At 70.7% G+C, this 14,473-nt stretch carries 13 protein-coding genes and 1 riboswitch; of the genes, 3 read left to right on the top strand and 10 right to left on the bottom strand.

Annotated features, from left to right (window positions below; genetic code table 11):
* Positions 1–376 precede the first annotated feature (376 nt).
* The gene (locus ACFVTC_RS32905) at positions 377–1,492 is read left to right on the top strand and encodes an LOG family protein (protein ID WP_390132112.1); all 1,116 of its coding nucleotides are present in this window, start codon (positions 377–379) and stop codon (positions 1,490–1,492) included.
* A gap of 149 nt (positions 1,493–1,641) precedes the next feature.
* Positions 1,642–2,325, top strand: a complete 684-nt coding sequence (locus ACFVTC_RS32900; protein WP_390132111.1) for an LAETG motif-containing sortase-dependent surface protein — start codon at positions 1,642–1,644, stop codon at positions 2,323–2,325.
* A 130-nt stretch (positions 2,326–2,455) separates the two neighbouring features.
* Here the strand turns inward: ACFVTC_RS32900 and ACFVTC_RS32895 are convergent, their stop codons facing one another.
* The 9 genes from ACFVTC_RS32895 to rpsB all read right to left on the bottom strand — a co-directional run bounded on the left by ACFVTC_RS32895 (position 2,456) and on the right by rpsB (position 12,564).
* The gene (locus ACFVTC_RS32895; RefSeq protein WP_390132110.1) at positions 2,456–3,577 is read right to left on the bottom strand and encodes an ABC transporter ATP-binding protein; all 1,122 of its coding nucleotides are present in this window, start codon (positions 3,575–3,577) and stop codon (positions 2,456–2,458) included.
* The gene (locus ACFVTC_RS32890; protein WP_390132182.1) at positions 3,577–5,256 is read right to left on the bottom strand and encodes an ABC transporter permease; all 1,680 of its coding nucleotides are present in this window, start codon (positions 5,254–5,256) and stop codon (positions 3,577–3,579) included. The genes ACFVTC_RS32895 and ACFVTC_RS32890 overlap by 1 nt, the downstream gene beginning before the upstream one ends.
* Positions 5,232–6,314, bottom strand: a complete 1,083-nt coding sequence (locus ACFVTC_RS32885) for a thiamine ABC transporter substrate binding subunit (RefSeq protein WP_390132109.1) — start codon at positions 6,312–6,314, stop codon at positions 5,232–5,234. Before ACFVTC_RS32885 ends, ACFVTC_RS32890 begins: the two co-directional genes overlap by 25 nt.
* A gap of 77 nt (positions 6,315–6,391) precedes the next feature.
* Positions 6,392–6,510: riboswitch (TPP riboswitch) on the bottom strand.
* A gap of 39 nt (positions 6,511–6,549) precedes the next feature.
* Positions 6,550–7,656, bottom strand: coding sequence for a 23S rRNA (adenine(2503)-C(2))-methyltransferase RlmN (gene rlmN / locus ACFVTC_RS32880; RefSeq protein WP_390132108.1), 1,107 nt, complete (start codon positions 7,654–7,656; stop codon positions 6,550–6,552).
* Positions 7,657–7,927: 271 nt separating this feature from the next.
* Positions 7,928–9,055: a phosphatidate cytidylyltransferase gene (locus ACFVTC_RS32875; protein ID WP_390132107.1), complete on the bottom strand. Its 1,128-nt coding sequence runs from the start codon at positions 9,053–9,055 to the stop codon at positions 7,928–7,930.
* Positions 9,055–9,612 carry a ribosome recycling factor gene (gene frr, locus ACFVTC_RS32870; RefSeq protein ID WP_153288324.1) on the bottom strand — a complete coding sequence of 186 codons (558 nt, stop codon included), beginning with the start codon at positions 9,610–9,612 and terminating at the stop codon, positions 9,055–9,057. The genes ACFVTC_RS32875 and frr overlap by 1 nt, the downstream gene beginning before the upstream one ends.
* A gap of 137 nt (positions 9,613–9,749) precedes the next feature.
* Positions 9,750–10,520 carry a UMP kinase gene (gene pyrH / locus ACFVTC_RS32865; RefSeq protein WP_168530444.1) on the bottom strand — a complete coding sequence of 257 codons (771 nt, stop codon included), beginning with the start codon at positions 10,518–10,520 and terminating at the stop codon, positions 9,750–9,752.
* Positions 10,521–10,699: 179 nt separating this feature from the next.
* Entirely contained in the window at positions 10,700–11,536 is an 837-nt protein-coding gene (gene tsf / locus ACFVTC_RS32860; protein WP_390132106.1) for a translation elongation factor Ts, read from the bottom strand.
* A 95-nt stretch (positions 11,537–11,631) separates the two neighbouring features.
* Positions 11,632–12,564: a 30S ribosomal protein S2 gene (gene rpsB, locus ACFVTC_RS32855; RefSeq protein WP_390132105.1), complete on the bottom strand. Its 933-nt coding sequence runs from the start codon at positions 12,562–12,564 to the stop codon at positions 11,632–11,634.
* A 270-nt stretch (positions 12,565–12,834) separates the two neighbouring features.
* On the opposite strand from rpsB, the gene ACFVTC_RS32850 reads away from it, so the two are divergent.
* Positions 12,835–13,533 (top strand): peptidoglycan DD-metalloendopeptidase family protein, encoded by a 699-nt coding sequence (locus ACFVTC_RS32850; protein ID WP_390132104.1) that lies wholly within the window; start codon positions 12,835–12,837, stop codon positions 13,531–13,533.
* A gap of 277 nt (positions 13,534–13,810) precedes the next feature.
* Here the strand turns inward: ACFVTC_RS32850 and ACFVTC_RS32845 are convergent, their stop codons facing one another.
* Positions 13,811–14,368 carry a TetR/AcrR family transcriptional regulator gene (locus ACFVTC_RS32845; protein WP_168534102.1) on the bottom strand — a complete coding sequence of 186 codons (558 nt, stop codon included), beginning with the start codon at positions 14,366–14,368 and terminating at the stop codon, positions 13,811–13,813.
* Between the last annotated feature and the right edge of the window lie 105 nt (positions 14,369–14,473).

Raw genomic sequence — 14,473 nt, 5'->3', positions numbered from 1 at the left:
ACCCGGACCCGGCGGCCGTCCAGGGCTGAGTGCCGCGCGCCCAGACCCGGCGGCCGTCCAGGGCTGAGTGCCGCGCGCCCAGACCCGGCGGCCGTCCAGGGCTGAGTGCCCCGCGCGCCCAGACCCGGCGGCCGTCCAGGGCTGAGTGCCCCGCGCCCAGACCCGGCGGCCGTCGTGGCCCGGCGCCGCCGCCGCCCGGGTCCGCCACGGCCGACCCGTCGCCGCCCGGGTTCGCCGCCGCCCGCCCCGTCGCCGCCCGGGTCCGCGGCCGCCCGGCCCGTCGGTGGCCGGAACCCGTCGTGGGCCGGGGCCCGGGGCCCACGGCCGCCAACGCCCCGCCCCGGCGGCCTTTTTGACCCACCCCTACCATGGCCGCGTGCAGCCAACTCCCCTCCGCGCCGGTCATGACCGTGAGATCGAGTCCCTCGCCGAGTTCGACGAGGTCGTCTCCGAGCACGGCTCACTCACCCGGTTCCGCGTCCAGTCCGTGGATCTGACGGACCGTACGGACGCCCTGCTCCGCGTGGACGCCTCGGGCGCCGTCTTCCTCGGCTGCCCGATGGATCCCAGGGCGGCGGCCCGGGTGAGAGCCACGGGTGCGCTGGTCTTCCCGCCCATACCGGGGCTGCCCTTCGATCCGTACCGGGGAATGCTCCACTCCCCCGACGAGCTCTTCGCGTCCCTCGACGCCGGGTACGAGGCGACACCGGACGCCCGTACGTACACCTGGTTCCAGCAGACCAAGGCCGACGGCGACGTCTTCGCGTCGATGCTGCGCTCGGTCCACGACGACGCGGTGTCGGACGCCCTCGACGAACTCCTCGCCGGCACACGGGTGGTGGGCGTGATGGGCGGCCACGCCATGGCCCGCGGCACACAGGCGTACGAGGGCGCGGCACTCCTGGGCCGCGAACTGGCGCGCTCCGGCCTCATGGTCGCCACCGGCGGCGGGCCGGGCGCGATGGAGGCCGCGAACCTCGGCGCGTACGCGGCCCCGTTCGACGACGCGATGCTCACCGGGGCACTCCGGCTCCTCGCCGGGGCACCCTCGTTCAACCCCTCGGTCACCGACTGGGCGCGCGCGGCGTTCGCCGTGCGGGAACGCTGGCCCGCCGGTGGCCCCTCGGTCGGCATCCCGACCTGGTTCTACGGCCACGAGCCACCGAACCCGTTCGCCGCGCACATCGCCAAGTACTTCGCCAACGCGACCCGCGAGGACGGGCTGTTGGCGCGCTCGAACGCGGGCGTCGTCTTCCTGCCGGGCGCCGCCGGGACCGTACAGGAGATCTTCGACAACGCGACCCCGAACTACTACGAGTCGCGCGGGGAGCCCACCCCGATGGTGCTCGTGGACCGCGCGCACTGGACGCAGAGGCATCCCACCTGGCCGCTCCTCCAATCCCTCGCCCGTGAACGGTCGATGGAGTCCCGGATCGCTCTGGTGGACCGGATCGAGGACGCTCCGGAGGCTCTCAAACGCCTCGGTGGTTAACGACATGGCAAAGCCGACGGTACGGCAGGGCATATGCATTGACAGCACTTAGCTGGCCCTTATAGACCTGTGTGGCCTAAGGGAGTCCTGTTGCCACAGCAGAACCCCCCTCAAACCCCCCGCAGTTGCGCAATCTGTGAAGGGCAATCGTGTCCATATCTCGCCGTACCGCACGTTCCGTGCGCATCCTCGGTGTTGCCTCCGCCACGGCCGCGCTCGCGCTCGGTGTCGCCGGCAACGCACTTGCTTGCAATATCCGTGACTTCTCGGCCGTCGCCTCGTGCGACGACAACGGGAAGGGCATCATCACCGTGACCGACACCGACGCCTCCGGCGTCGAGGCCACGGTCTCCGTCTTCCTCGAGGCCAACGGCGCGGACGCCCGCCAGGTCGGCTCCGAGACGGTCAAGGGCACCCGTGAGGGCGCCACTGTCACCTTCTCCGAGGACTGGGCGCCCAACGCCACGTACCGCGTCCACGTCACGGCCGGGAAGATCGTCGACAAGGACATCTCACCCCAGCTGAGCACGCCCTCCAAGGCGTGCAAGTCCGACGAGACGCCCTCTCCGACGCCGAAGCCGTCGGAGACCTCCTCCTCGCCCGCCCCCTCGGAGTCGGCTTCCGCGACCCCGTCGGAGTCGGAGAGCAGCGCCGCGCCCGCGACGCCGGGAGACAACGCCCCGTCCCCCGCGGTCGGTGACTCCAACCTCGCCGAGACCGGTGCCAACTCCAACACCCCGATGATCGCCGGCATCGCCGGTGCCCTCGTGGTCGTCGGCGGCGGAGCGGTCTTCTTCGGTATGCGCCGCCGCGGCGCCTCGAAGACCGGCTGAACCGCACCACGCCTGTAGGACCGTGTGGCCCGTCCCCTCCCGGAGGGGGCGGGCCACACGTCTGTTCCCGGAGGGGGCCGGCCACACGTCTGTGCGGGGCACTGCCCGGAGGCGGCCGGCATCGGAGGTCCTACCCGGCCGAGGACTCCCCGAGCACGACGACCTCGGCCGCGTCGAACGCCACCGCGACCTCCTCGCCGGGCGCGGGCGCCTCCCGCAGCGCGCAGGCCGCCTCCAGCCCCGGTGCACCCTCCGGCTGGAGATGGACGGCCACGTGGGTGCCCCGGAAGGTGCGTGCGGTCACCGTGCAGGGCAGCCCGTCGGCGCGAGCGACCAGCCGTACGCCCGCGGGCCGCACGAGCAGCGTGCCGGGACCCTGTGGCGCGCCCTCCGGCACCGGAAGCTTCCCCCACGGGGTGTCCGCCACCCGGCCGGTCACCCTCGCGTCGACGACGTTGTCGAAGCCGAGGAAACGTGCCACGAACTCGTCCACCGGATGCTGCCAGACCTCAAGTGGCGTACCCGACTGGGCGATCCGCCCCTCGCGCATCACCACGACCCGGTCGGCCAGCGCGAATGCCTCACCCTGGTCGTGCGTGACCGCGAGCACGGTCGTGCCCAACTGTCCGAAGACCCGGCGGAGTTCGACGACCAGGCGTTCGCGCAGCGAGCGGTCGAGCTGGCCGAGCGGTTCGTCGAGCATCAGCAGCCGGGGGCTGGGGGCGAGGGCGCGGGCCAGCGCGACCCGCTGCTGCTCGCCTCCGGACAGGGCCGCGACGGCCCGTGAGGCTGCGCCGGGCAGCCCGACGAGGTCCAGCAACTCGCCGACCCGCAGCGCCTGTTGTTCTTTCGACGCCCCGCGCATCCGGAGCCCGAAGGCGACATTGCCGCCCACGTCGCGCTGCGGGAAGAGCTGGTGGTCCTGGAACATCAGCCCGACGCCCCGACGGTGCGCGGGCACCCCCGCCTGGTCGTCGCCGGTCAGGAGCACACGTCCCGCGTCGAGCGGCTGCAGTCCGGCCACCGCCCGCAGCAGCGTGGACTTGCCGCTGCCGCTCGGTCCGAGCACGCACACGATCTCGTGCCGGGCGACCTCCAGATCGACGGCGTCCAGTACGGGCCGGCCTCCGAAGCGCACGGTCGCCGCCTCGACGCCGAGCAGGACCTCCGGCGCCGCCGCTCCTGGACCCGGACCCGCACCCGCACCCGCATCCGTCGTCCCGGACGTCGCCTTCGTGACGAGCCTCGCCATCACAACTCCCCTGTCCGGTCGGTCCGCATACGCTCCAACAGCAGCAGCGCCACCGCGCACACCACCATCAAGATCGTCGAAAGTGCCATCGCCTGTCCGTAGTTGAGGTCACCGGCGCGCCCGAGAAGCCGTGCTACCGCGACCGGCAGAGTCGGGTTGTCGGGGCGCGCGATGAAGACCGTCGCCCCGAACTCGCCGAGCGACACGGCGAAGGCGAACCCCGCCGCGATCAGCAGCGCCCTGCGCACCATCGGCAGGTCGACCTCCCGCCACACCCGCCACGGTGAGGCCCCGAGCACCGACGCCGCCTCCCGCAGCCGTCCGTCCACGGCCCGCAGCACGGGCAGCATCGTCCGTACGACGAAGGGGACACCCACCAGCGCCTGCGCGAGCGGCACCAGGATCCAGCTGCTCCTGAGATCGAGCGGCGGCTCGTCCAGCGCGATCAGGAACCCGAAACCGACGGTCACGGCGGACACCCCGAGCGGCAGCATCAGCAGTGCGTCGAACCCCCGCACGAGACGACCGGCGCGGCCGGTGAGAGCGGCGGCTGCCAGACCTCCGATGACCACGGCGATCGCGGTGGCGGCGAGCGCGTACTCCAGCGAGTTGCCGATCGCCTCGATCGGGGCCACCAGGAAGATGCCGCCGTCGTCGGAGGTCAGCGCCCTGTAGTAGCCGAACCCGAAGCCCCCGGGGGTGTCCAGGGACCGCTGGACCAGCACTCCGAGCGGCAGCACGAGCAGGACCGCGATGCTCGCGAGCACTCCCGTGAGCAGCGCCCACTGCCCGGCCCCGCGCGGCCGGCGGGCGGTCGTCTCAGGGGCGACCAGACGCAGGGCGGTCTCCCGGCGGCGTACGGTCCCCGCGTGGACGGCGAGGATCGCGCCGACGGCCACGAACTGGATGATCGTCAGCACCGCCGCCGTCGCGAGGTCGAAGATCTCCGAGGTCTGCCGGTAGATCTCGACCTCAAGGGTGGAGAAGGTCGGCCCGCCGAGGATCTGGACCACCCCGAACGAGGTGAAGGTGAAGAGGAAGACCATGAGCGCCGCGGCGGCGACGGCGGGGCTCAGGGCCGGGAGCGTCACCGTGCGCCAGGCCGCGAACCGGGAGGCGCCGAGCACGCGCGCGGCCTCCTCCTGTCGCGGGTCGAGCTGCGACCAGAGCCCGCCGACCGTGCGGACGACCACCGCGTAGTTGAAGAAGACGTGCGCGAGCAGGATCGCCCAGACGGTGGTGTCGAGCCGAACACCCCACAGGCCGTCCAGCAGTCCGCCGCGGCCGATCAGCGCCAGGAACGCCGTACCGACGACGACGGTGGGCAGCACGAACGGGACGGTCACCACCGCGCGCAGAACCTGCTTGCCCCGGAAGTCGAAGCGCGCGAAGACGTAGGCGCCGGGGAGCGCGATCAGCAGGGTCAGCGCTGTCGAGGCGAGCGCCTGCCAGGTGGTGAACCACAGCACGTGCCGGATGTCGGACCGGCCGACCACCTCACCGATCCGTCCGAGCCGCCAGACCCCGTCGGCCTCGAGACCGCGGGCCACGATCGCCGCGACGGGGTAGGCGAAGAAGACGCCGAAGAACACGACCGGCAGGGCCATGAGCCACAGCCGCGTCGCGCTCCCGCGCCTTCTGGGCGCCGCCTCGGCTACTTCAGTACGAGCGAGGTCCACGACTTGACCCACTGGTCACGGTTCTTGGCGATCTCGGCCGGGGCCAGGGTCTCGGGGTGCTCGGCCTGCGGACCGAACTTCACGAACACCTCGGGCACCTTGGCGGTCTCACGGACCGGGTACACGAACATGTTCAGCGGCATGTCCTCCTGGAACCTGAAGCTGATCAGGAAGTCGAGGAGCGCCTTGCCGCCCTTCGTGTTCTTCGCGTTGCTCAGCAGCCCCGCGTACTCGACCTGGCGGAAGCAGGTGCCGTCGGCGACCCCGGTCGGCGCGGTCTTCGGCTTCGGGTCGGCGTAGATCACCTCGGCGGGCGGGGAGGAGGCGTACGAGACGACCAGCGGCCGGTCGGCCTTGGCCTTCTTGCCGCCCGCGGACCCCGAGAACTCGTCGTTGTAGGCCTGCTCCCAGCCGTCGACCACCTTCACGCCGTTGGCCTTGAGCTTCTTCCAGTAGTCCTGCCACCCGGCGTCCCCGTACTTCGCGGCGGTCCCGAGCAGGAATCCGAGGCCGGGCGAGGACGTGGACGCGTTCTCGGTGACGAGGAGGTTCTTGTACGCGGGCTTGATCAGGTCGTCGAAGGAGGTGGGCGGCGCCAGGTGATGCTTGCTGAAGTAGGCCTTGTCGTAGTTGACGCAGATGTCGCCGGAGTCGATGGGCGTGACCCGGTGCTTGCCCTCGTCGACCCGGTAGCGCTGGACGATCTGGTCGGAGCCCTTGGGCTCGTACGGCTGGAACAGCCCGTTGTCGAGCGCGCGGGAGAGCAGGGTGTTGTCGACGCCGAAGAAGACGTCCCCCTGCGGGTTGTCCTTGGTCAGGATGGCCTTGTTGACGGCCTGGCCGGCGTCTCCGTCCTTGAGGATCCTGACCTTGTAGCCCGACTCCTGCTCGAAGGCGTGCAGCACGCTCTTGGAGTAGGCGAAGGAGTCGTGGCTGACGAGGGTCACGGTCCCGGGGCCGGCGGCCTTGTCGCCGGAGCCGGACGAGCCGCACGCGGACAGCGTGACGAGGCCCAGTGCGACGACCACGGCCGCGGTCGTCCTCTTCTTGGTGCTCACTGAATTCCTCCTGGGGTGACCAGGAAGAGACGCGGCCCTGCCCGGGAACTCGGCGGTTCCCGGGCAGGGCGCAACAGCTTGAGTGATGCCCGAACTTCCTACCCAGAATGACCTGGGCGAGGTTCAGAGGGTCTGCGGCCCACCGGTGCTCCGGCTGCCGCACTCTCAGCGCTGTGGCGCTCCCCTGTCGGAATATGAAGATGTCGGAATATGGAAATGTACGTGCCGGGTCAGACTACCGCTCGGTCGCCGCGAGCTGGCCGCACGCCCCGTCGATCTCCTGGCCCCGGGTGTCCCGGACGGTGACCGGCACGCCGTGGGCCGCGATGGCCTCGACGAACGCCTTCTCGTCCTCGGGTCGCGAGGCGGTCCACTTCGAGCCCGGGGTCGGGTTGAGCGGGATGAGGTTGACGTGCACGGGCTTGCCCCTGAGCAGCCGCCCGAGCCGGTCACCGCGCCACGCCTGGTCGTTGATGTCCCGGATGAGGGCGTACTCGATGGAGAGCCGGCGCCCCGACTTGGCCGCGTACTCCCAGCCCGCGTCGAGCACCTCCCGCACCTTCCACCGCGTGTTCACGGGGACGAGGGTGTCGCGCAACTCGTCGTCCGGCGCGTGCAGGGAGATGGCGAGGCGGCACTTGAAGCCCTCGTCGGAGAACCGGTGGATGGCCGGGACCAGTCCCACCGTCGACACGGTGATGCCGCGCTGGGAGAGCCCGAGGCCGTCCGGCTCGGGGTCGGTGAGTGCGCGGATGGCGCCTACCACCCGCTTGTAGTTGGCGAGCGGCTCGCCCATGCCCATGAAGACGATGTTGCTCAGCCGCGCCGGGCCTCCGGGGATCTCGCCGTCCCGCAGCGCCCGCATGCCGTCCACGATCTGGTGCACGATCTCGCCGGTCGACAGGTTCCGGTCGAGTCCGGCCTGGCCGGTGGCGCAGAACGGGCAGTTCATCCCGCATCCCGCCTGGGAGCTGATGCACATGGTCACCCGGTCCGGGTAGCGCATCAGCACGGACTCGACGAGCGTGCCGTCGAAGAGCCGCCACAGGGTCTTGCGCGTGGTCTCCTGGTCGGTCGACAGATGCCGCACGACGGTCATCAGCTCGGGAAGCAGCGCTTCCTGGAGCTTGCCGCGCGCGGCGGCCGGGATGTCCGTCCACTCCGCGGGGTCGTGCGCGAACCGGGCGAAGTAGTGCTGCGAGAGCTGCTTGGCGCGAAACGGCTTCTCCCCGATCGCGGCGACCGCCTCTTTACGCTCGGCGGGCGTGAGGTCGGCAAGGTGCCGCGGCGGCTTCTTGGCTGCGCGGGGGGCGACGAATGTGAGTTCTCCGGGCTTCGGCATAACCCTTCCAGTGTCGCAGATCAACACGACCGTCCCGGGCCGGAGCGGGGTGGGGGTGGTCACCTACGGGTGCAGCCCGTCGACTTCGGTCGGTCACCTGCCCGTGGGCGAAGGCGGACGCGCGGGAATCGCGCGCGTCGGACGGGTCCGTGGAGAGTCCATCGGCCCCCGAGGACGCGGCCTCGGCCCGGGATCCGGGATCGCGCCGCTCAATGCGGTGAGGGGCCCGTCGCCCTGTGGACGACGGACCCCTCACCGGAAAGTCCGCGGGTCAGCCGGACCCTACGAAGATCACCAACAGGAGCCAGACCACGGGTGCCGTCGGCAGGAGCGAGTCCAGGCGGTCCATGATGCCGCCGTGACCCGGCAGCAGTGTGCCCATGTCCTTGATGCCCAGGTCCCGCTTGATCATGGACTCGCCGAGGTCACCGAGTGTGGCGGTGGCCGCGACCGCGAGGCCGATGATCAGGCCCTGCCACCACGTGCCGTCCTCGATCAGGAACTGCAGACACAGCGCGCCCCCGACCATGGCGAAGACGACGGCTCCGACCAGGCCCTCGCGGGTCTTGCCGGGGCTGATGCGGGGCGCGAGCTTGTGCTTGCCGAAGCGCCAGCCGATCGCGTACGCGCCGGTGTCGCTGACGACCGTCAGGAGCAGGAACGTCAGAACGCGGCGCGGACCGTCGTCCGCGGTCAGCATCATCGCCACGAAGGTCGCCAGGAACGGCACGTAGAAGGCGGCGAAGACGCCGGCCGTGACGTCCTTGAGGTACCCCTCGGGCGGTTCCGTCATCCGCCAGACCAGTACCGCCAGCGCCGTGAGTGCCATCGCCACCCACGCGCCCTCGGCACCTCGTACATAGCCGGCGACGACCATGGCCGCACCGCCGACCGCCAGTGGCACGAGCGGCGCTTTGATGCCCTTGCGTTCCTCGAGCCGCGAGGTGAGCTCCCACAGCCCCACCACCACGGCGACGGCGACCACACCGACGAAGACGGCCTTGACGACGAACAACGACGCGATGATCACCGCACCGAGCCCGACGCCCACCCCTATCGCAGCACCGAGGTCGCGACCTGCACTCTTCTTCGGTGCGGGGGCGGGCTGCTGGGCGGCGCTGGGCATGGGCTCCTGCGGCTTCTGCGACGGGTTCCCGTAGGACCCCGCCGCCGGTCTGTCGTCGCGAACCGGGGGGCCGCTCAGCCGAGCGGCCCCCCGGTCGTCATCCTGGTCTCCGCCGTGAGCGGGTCCCTCGGGCACGATGGGCATGGGGCGAGTGTGCTGCGCGTCATGCGCATCGTACGCGGGACCCGCCGGGCCTGCCCCCTGGGCAGACCCCTGGTCGGAGGGCCCCCAGTACCCGGCTTGCGGCGGTGCCCCCCAGGAAGAGTCGTTCATCAGACCTCGAGCAGCTCCGCTTCCTTGTGCTTCAGGAGCTCGTCCACCTGCGCGACGTACTTCGCGGTGGTGTCGTCGAGCTCCTTCTCCGCACGGCGGCCCTCGTCCTCGCCGACCTCGCCATCCTTGATCAGCTTGTCGATGGTCTCCTTCGCCTTGCGGCGCACGGAGCGGATCGAGATCTTGGCGTCCTCACCCTTGGTCTTGGCGACCTTGATGAACTCCTTGCGGCGTTCCTGGGTCAGCTCCGGGAAGACCACGCGGATGATGCTGCCGTCATTGCTCGGGTTGACACCCAGGTCGGAGTCGCGGATCGCCTGTTCGATGTTGCGCAGCGCGCTCTTGTCGAACGGGGTGACCACGGCCATGCGCGGTTCGGGGACCGCGAACGAGGCCAGCTGGTTGATCGGCGTCAGCGCGCCGTAGTAGTCGGCCACGATCTTGTTGAACATCGCCGGGTGCGCACGGCCGGTGCGGATCGCGGCGAAGTCCTCCTTGGCGACCACGACGGCCTTCTCCATCTTCTCCTCGGCCTCGAGGAGGGTCTCTTCGATCACCACTTGCTCCTGCGTGTCTTGAGTAGGCCCGGCAGCTGTTCCTCGTCGGGGTGGCAGCCGGCTGCGTCGCGTCTTGTTCCTGCACGGTTCCGGACCGGCAGGACATTGTCCATCCCCCGGTCAGGGTCCGTCCCGGGTCAGGCCCGGCCGCTCGGGTCACCCACGAGTGTGCCGATCTTCTCACCCTTGACGGCCCGAGCGATATTGCCCTCCGCCAGGAGCTCGAAGACCAGGATCGGCAGCTTGTTGTCACGGCACAGCGTGATGGCGGTCATGTCGGCGACCTTGAGGTCGCGGGTGATGACCTCGCCGTAGCTGAGCGAGTCGAACTTGACGGCCTCGGGGTGGGTCTTGGGGTCGGAGTCGTAGACCCCGTCGACACCGTTCTTGCCCATCAGCAGGGCCTCGGCGTCGATCTCCAGGGCACGCTGGGCGGCCGTGGTGTCGGTGGAGAAGTAGGGCATGCCCATACCGGCGCCGAAGATGACCACACGGCCCTTCTCCAGGTGCCGTACGGCGCGCAGCGGGATGTACGGCTCGGCGACCTGGCCCATGGTGATGGCGGTCTGTACGCGGCTGTCGATGCCCTCCTTCTCCAGGAAGTCCTGGAGGGCGAGGCAGTTCATCACCGTGCCGAGCATGCCCATGTAGTCGGAGCGTGCCCGGTCCATGCCGCGCTGCTGGAGTTCGGCGCCGCGGAAGAAGTTGCCGCCGCCGATGACGACGGCGATCTGGGCGCCGCCGCGCACGACGGCCGCGATCTCGCGGGCGATCTTGTGCACCACGTCGGGATCGACGCCCAGTCCGCCGCCACCGGCGAACGCCTCACCGGAAAGCTTCAGCATGAAGCGTCCGGCGCCTTTGCCGTCGTCGGTCTTCTCGCCTTTGTCGGCCTGGGTGCTGGTCATGGAGATCTCCTCATGGTGCACATACGAAGAAGGCCATTGCCGGTGGGGTGTTGGCTCCCATGCTCGGCAATGGCCTCCTCGTCAGATCTGCTGTCGTCCGGCACGCACACGCGCGTGCCGACGTACGCGGACGACTGCTGTCGACCCTATAGGGGTCGCGCGTCGATCGCTGTACGGACTCAGATGCCGACCTTGATGCGCGCGAAGCGCTTCAGGGCGACACCGGCCTCGTCCAGGACCTGCTGGACGGACTTCTTCTGGTCCAGCGCGTAGGGCTGGCCCAGCAGGGTGGCCTCCTTGAAGAAGGCGTTGACGCGACCCTCGACGATCTTCGGGAGGGCGGCCTCGGGCTTGCCCTCGGCGCGGGTCGTCTCCTCGGCCACGCGGCGCTCGGACTCGACGACCTCGGCCGGGACGTCCTCCCGGGAGAGGTACTTCGGGGCGAAGGCGGCGATGTGCTGCGCGACACCCTTGGCGAGCTCGGCGTTGGCCTTGTCCAGCTCGACCAGGACACCGATCTGCGGGGGCAGGTCGGGCATGGTGCGGTGCATGTACGCGGTCACGTAGACGCCGGAGAACTGGGCGAAGCGGTCCAGGACGATCTTCTCGCCCAGGTTGGCGTTGGCCTCGTCGACGAACGCCTGAACCGTCTTGCCGGGCTCGATCTCGGAGCCCAGGAGGGTCTCGAGGTCGGCCGGGGAGGTCTTGGTGACGTGGTCGGCGAGCCGGCCGGCGACGGCCTGGAACTTCTCGCCCTTGGCGACGAAGTCCGTCTCGCACTTCAGCTCGACCAGGACACCGGAGGTGTTGTCGTCGGCGATGACGGAGACCACGGCGCCGTTCTCGGCGGAGCGGCCCTCGCGCTTGGCGACGCCCTTCTGGCCCTTGATGCGCAGTTCCTCGACGGCCCTGTCGACGTTGCCGTCGGCCTCGTCCAGCGCCTTCTTGCAGTCCATCATGCCTGCGCCGGTGAGCTCACGGAGCTTCTTGACGTCGGCGGCGGTGTAGTTCGCCATGATTCCTGGAATCTCTCTCGAAGTCTGAAGATCTACGGGCCGGACGGCGGGGGCTTGGTGTGCCCCCGCCGTCCGTGACCCGAAGGGGTGAGGGGTCAGGCCTGCTCGGCGTCCGCGGCGGGGGTCTCGGCGGCAGCCTCGACGGCCTCGGTCTCGGCCTCGGCCTCGGCCTCGGCGACGGGAGCCTCGGCCTGCTCGGCGTCGGCGACCTTCTCCGTCTCGGCGGAGGTCTGGACCTCGGGCTCGTCGGCCTTCTTCTCGCCCTCGAGCAGGTCGCGCTCCCACGCGGCCAGCGGCTCGCCCGCGGCCTTGTCACCCTCGGCGGCCTTGCCGGCGCCGGAACGGGAGATGAGGCCCTCGGCGACGGCGTCGGCGATCACGCGGGTGAGCAGGGTGACGGAGCGGATCGCGTCGTCGTTGCCCGGGATCTTGTAGTCGACCTCGTCGGGGTCGCAGTTGGTGTCGAGGATGGCGACGACCGGGATGTTGAGCTTCCGGGCCTCGCCGACCGCGATGTGCTCCTTCTTGGTGTCCACGATCCAGACGGCGCTGGGCACCTTCTGCATCTCGCGGATACCACCGAGGGTCTTCTCCAGCTTGGCCTTCTCGCGCGAGAGCACGAGAAGCTCCTTCTTGGTGAGACCGGAGGCGGCGACGTCCTCGAAGTCGATCTGCTCGAGCTCCTTGAGGCGCTGCAGACGCTTGTAGACGGTCGAGAAGTTGGTGAGCATGCCGCCCAGCCAGCGCTGGTTGACGTAGGGCATGCCGACGCGGGTGGCCTGCTCGGCGATGGCCTCCTGCGCCTGCTTCTTCGTGCCGACGAACATGACCGTGCCGCCGTGGGCGACGGTCTCCTTGACGAACTCGTAGGCGCGGTCGATGTACGACAGCGACTGGAGCAGGTCGATGATGTAGATGCCGTTGCGCTCCGTGAAGATGAAGCGCTTCATCTTCGGGTTCCAACGACGGGTCTGGTGACCGAAGTGGACGCCGCTTTCCAGCAGCTCCCGCATCGTGACGACGGCCATGGCCGTTCTCCTTGGTGTTCTCGGTTGTGCCGCGTGTGCCGGACGGCACTCGCGCCTGACGCCCGCGATGCGCCTTGCCACGAGGGACCGAGGGGCGCTGACACCGGCTTTTGATGACCGCGTGTCGGGGCGTGCGAAGTCGACCCGGTGACCCGGATCGCCATGAGAAGTGTACGGGACCCGCGAGGTGCGGGGTGACGCCGCTGTCCACAACCGGCCGGTGGTCCACAGGCCCCCGCCGAGATCCGCCCGATGCGGGACCGTTCTCGCATGCGAGCGAAACGATATGTGCGTACGTGGCTGGAGTTGCTACCGGGAATCACGACGGCCGCACTCGCCGTGCCGGCCATGTCGGCGGTGGCAGCCGTCGCAGCCGTGTCGGCTGTGTCGGCTGTGTATGCCGCGCCGGCGCCATCGCCGGTCGCCCTGGCCACCCAGACCTCCCCGTCCCGGACGAACGGTCCCGCGCCTCCGGTCCCCGCGGAGCCGCCCGACGCCGACGCGCAGGTCCCGGCGGTCGCCCGCCTCTGGCCGGTGGGCACGCGCCCCTCGGTCCTACGGGCCTGGCAGCCCCCGGCGACGCCCTACGGCCGCGGCCACCGGGGCGTGGACCTCGGGGCGGCCCCGGGCGCCCCGGTCCGCTCCGTCGCCCCGGGCCGGGTCTCCTTCGCCGGCCGCGTCGCGGGCCGCGGAGCGGTCGCCGTCGAGTTGGCGGGCACCGGCGACCCACCCCTGCGCACCACCTTCACCCCGGTACGGGCCACGGTGGGAAAGGGCGACGAGGTGGCCGCGGGCGAGGTACTGGGCACCCTCGAAGCGGACGGCTCCCACTGCCCCACGAGCTGCCTCCACTGGGGCCTTCTACGAGACCGGACCTACCTCGACCCGCTCTCCCTGCTCCCGCCGTGGCTGCTGCACCGCGCTCCGTCCCGGCTGCTGCCGGTACCGACAGCACGCAGACAGCCATGACCGCCTGCGACACGGGAGCGGGTACGGAGAGGGGGGCACGGGAGAGGGACGGGCCACGGGAGGGCTTGCCCGTCGGGACGGCACCGATGGGTCCCGTGAAGCCCGGCAGGCGCGCGGGGGCTTAGTAGGGCGCGGGGCGCGCGGGTGAGTGGGGTAGGCGCGCAGGAAGCGACGGATGTGCGGGAGGGGCAGGCGCGCGGGGCAGGGGCGGGGGGGGAGGGGCGGGGGGGGAGGGAGGGGCGGGGAGGGGGAGGGGGAGGGGCAGAGGGACGGAAGTTCAGCCGCGCACGCCCCGCAGGGCCATCGTGACGGCCGCGTCCGTAATCGCGTCAGGGTCCTCCGCCGCTCCCAGTTCGATCCGCCGTACAGCCGCGTCGACCACGCCCTGGAGCAGCATCGCGGCCAGTCTCGGTTCGGCGTGGCCCATGTCCCGGAGCGCCTCCGCGATCATCGCGACGAGGCCGCCGTGCGCGGCGCGGATCTTCTCGCGGGCCCCGGCGTCGAGCTCGCTCGCGGAGATGGCCACCACGGCACGGTGCCGCCGGTCCCCGACGAGGGCCAGTTGCTGCCGGACGTAGGCCTCGACCTTGCCCTCGGGCCCGTCGGCCGCGGCCATCACCGCCTCGACCTCGGCCGCCCACACGGGAAAGTCGACCTCGCACAGCTCTTCGACCACGGCGGCACGGGACCGGAAGTACTCGTAGACGGACGACCGCGCCAGGCCCGTCCGCTCGGCGAGGGCGGGGAAGGTCAGCGCTTCCGTCCCGCCCTCGGACAGCAGGGACCGGGCCGCGTCCAGCAGGGCGGCTCGCTGCATCGACCGGTGCTCGGCCACGGAGGCCGCTCGAATCCTTGGCACGCCCTCCACTTTACGGACGGACCGCGGATGACGGCAGCCACTCCCACCACCTGGAGGAATAACGGTCCGGATGACGAAGGG

Origin of the sequence: Streptomyces sp. NPDC057950 (assembly GCF_042887295.1) — a bacterium.
Lineage (GTDB): Bacteria > Actinomycetota > Actinomycetes > Streptomycetales > Streptomycetaceae > Streptomyces > Streptomyces kaempferi.
Note: the sequence above shows the minus strand (reverse complement) of the source record. Positions and strands in the feature narration are given on the sequence as shown.